This is a genomic window from Pseudomonas sp. HMWF006 (assembly GCF_003061205.1).
Lineage (GTDB): Bacteria > Pseudomonadota > Gammaproteobacteria > Pseudomonadales > Pseudomonadaceae > Aquipseudomonas > Aquipseudomonas monsensis.
On record NZ_QAIU01000611.1, the window covers coordinates 412 to 2,994 of the forward strand.

3 protein-coding genes are annotated in these 2,583 nt (G+C 59.9%); 1 reads left to right on the plus strand and 2 read right to left on the minus strand.

Going from position 1 to position 2,583, the window contains the following annotated elements:
• Positions 1-51 precede the first annotated feature (51 nt).
• The gene (locus DBR24_RS28545; protein WP_123462235.1) at positions 52-750 is read right to left on the minus strand and encodes a glutathione binding-like protein; all 699 of its coding nucleotides are present in this window, start codon (positions 748-750) and stop codon (positions 52-54) included.
• 295 nt (positions 751-1,045) lie between these two features.
• Here DBR24_RS28545 and DBR24_RS28550 point away from each other — a divergent pair, with 295 nt between their 5' ends.
• Positions 1,046-1,720 (plus strand): histidine phosphatase family protein, encoded by a 675-nt coding sequence (locus tag DBR24_RS28550; protein WP_123462233.1) that lies wholly within the window; start codon positions 1,046-1,048, stop codon positions 1,718-1,720.
• Positions 1,721-1,851: 131 nt separating this feature from the next.
• Here DBR24_RS28550 and DBR24_RS28555 read toward each other — a convergent pair.
• A partial coding sequence (locus DBR24_RS28555) for a tRNA 2-selenouridine(34) synthase MnmH (RefSeq protein ID WP_256591936.1) occupies positions 1,852-2,583 on the minus strand: 732 nt, incomplete at its 5' end.

Below are 2,583 nucleotides of genomic sequence, written 5' to 3' on the forward strand. Positions count from 1 at the left end.
CTGAAACCCTGTGGGAGCTGGCTTGCCAGCTCCCACAGGGTCGTGTGTCGATTACGACGGAATGGTCAGGCCTCGAATCACCGCCGGCCGGGCCAGGAAGCGCTCGAGCACGCGGGTGACGTTCGGGAAGTTCTGGATGCCGACCAGATCCCCGGCCTCATAGAACCCGATCAAGTTGCGCACCCACGGGAACGTTGCGATGTCGGCAATGGTGTAGCGTTCGCCCATGATCCAGTCGCGGCCTTCCAGCCGACCGTCGAGCACCTTGAGCAGGCGTGTGCTTTCGTCGACGTAGCGATCCCGGGGACGCTTGTCCTCGTAGTCCTTGCCGGCGAATTTGTTGAAGAAACCGAGCTGGCCGAACATCGGGCCGATGCCGCCCATCTGGAACATCAGCCACTGAATGGTTTCGTAACGCAGTGCGCCTTCCTGAGCCAGTAACTGGCCACTTTTGTCGGCCAGGTAAATCAGGATCGCCCCGGATTCAAACAACGGCAGCGGCTGGTCGCCGGGACCGTGAGGGTCGAGGATCGCCGGAATCTTGTTGTTCGGGTTCAACGACAGGAACTCGGCGGACAACTGGTCCTGAGTGTCAAAGCCGACGCGGTGCGGTTCGTACGGCAGGCCGATCTCTTCGAGCATGATCGAGACTTTGACGCCGTTGGGCGTTGGCAGGGAATAGAGCTGAATCCAGTCAGGGTACTGCGCGGGCCATTTCCGGGTGATCGGGAACGCGGACAGATCGGTCATGGGAAGCATCCAGTCACAATTTAAAGCCTGATCATAATGTAGGCGCGGCCACGGGCTGCGATGTTTTTGATCGGGCTTTTGCAAAACAAAATCAAAAATTCGCCGCCGCCAGCCGATTCTGCACGAACCGTAACATCCCTCGTCTACGGTGCATGAACCAAACCGGCCTCAGGGACTCTGAGCTATGCCATTCGCAAAGGAAGCACGACACGACAGGGAAAACACCCGGAGCTGGGAGCCCGCGGTGGAACGGTTTGTCAGCCTCAACCGACATTGCTGAAGAATCCTTTATCCAATGACGAACCTCATGAGATTCGCCAAACGCTTCAACCATCGCGCGTACATGGCCCTGCCCTCCCTGCTGGCGGTCAGTGCGTTGTTCCTGTCGCTGGAATCGAGCCAGATTCGCGCGCAACCGGTGGACGGCACCCAGACGCTGGTGTTTCTGCGCCACGCGGAGAAGCCCGATGGCGGGCTCGGCCAGCTTAATTGCCAGGGCCTGAACCGTGCGATCGAGCTGTCGACGCTGCTGCCGGAAAAGTTCGGCAAGGCCGATTACGTGTTCGCCGCCGACCCGACGCGCAATGTCGAGGAAGGCGAGCTGGACAACTCCTACAGCTACATTCGGCCTCTGATGACCATCAGCCCCGCCGCCATCAAACTCGGCCTGCCGGTGAACATCGAGTTTTCGGCCAACGACACCAGCGACCTGGCCCGCGAACTGCTGGAGGACAAGTACCACAACTCGACGATCTACACCGCGTGGTCCCACGGCTATCTGCCAGAGCTGATCAACAAGGTCGCCGGGAAAGCGCTGGGCGAGAAACAGAACATCACCGACGACTGGGCGGCCAACGATTTCGACTCGCTGTATGTGCTGACCCTGACCTGGCACAACGGCAAGGCCAGTCTGCAGAGCCACAGCTACAAGCAGGGGCTGGATCATGGCAAGCAAACCTGTCCGACCTGACTCTTGCTGATTCATGCGGGCCTCATCGCTGGCAAGCCGGCTCCCACAGGGTTCCAGGACGTACACAAATTTCATGTACATCCGCGATACCTGTGGGAGCCAGCTTGCCAGCGATGCGGCCGGCAAAAACGCTATGAATCTTTCTGATTCAAGCGTTCGCGAAGATACTCAAGCACCGCCCCGCGCTCCCCGGCAAACTCGATCCGCCCGCCCTTCTTCTCGCGCTGAAATACATACATCGGGTCGTAATACTCACGCAGCAAGCCTTCGATCCAGCCGCGATGCAAATCCACCGCCCCGCTACGCCCCTGTTCGGCCAGCGCGTCTTCCATCAGCATCAACATCCGCCGGTGGCGCTCGCCACCCAGGCGCTTCTGCACATTGTTCAGGCTGTCGAGCAACCGCTCGGAAAACAGCAAAAAACCGTCCTCGCCATGCACCGTGGCAAACTCCGCGGACAGGTCCACCACGTAATCGCGCAGGATCCGCTCTACGCGATGTTCAAAACGGTCCTCGAGCCAAACCATCGGGTACTGCTGCATGCCCTGATACAGCGGCAGCGGCAAGGCGCAACTGCCGACCACCCGGCTCTCGTCCTCGAGCACGAACTGCTCGATCCCGGCGTCGCGTTTCTTGAGGATGTCGATGGCCAGCCGGTTCTCGAAATCAATGTTCGACGGCTGCCCGGTGGCCCGTTTGCCAAAGCTTGAACCGCGATGGTTGGCGTGCCCCTCAAGGTCCAGACCATTGCGCAGTTGCACCAGCACTTCGGTCTTGCCGGTGCCGGTCATGCCGCCGAGCAAAACGAAATCACATTGGTCGATGGCCTGCTCCAGGGTGTCGATCAGGAAGGTGCGCATCGC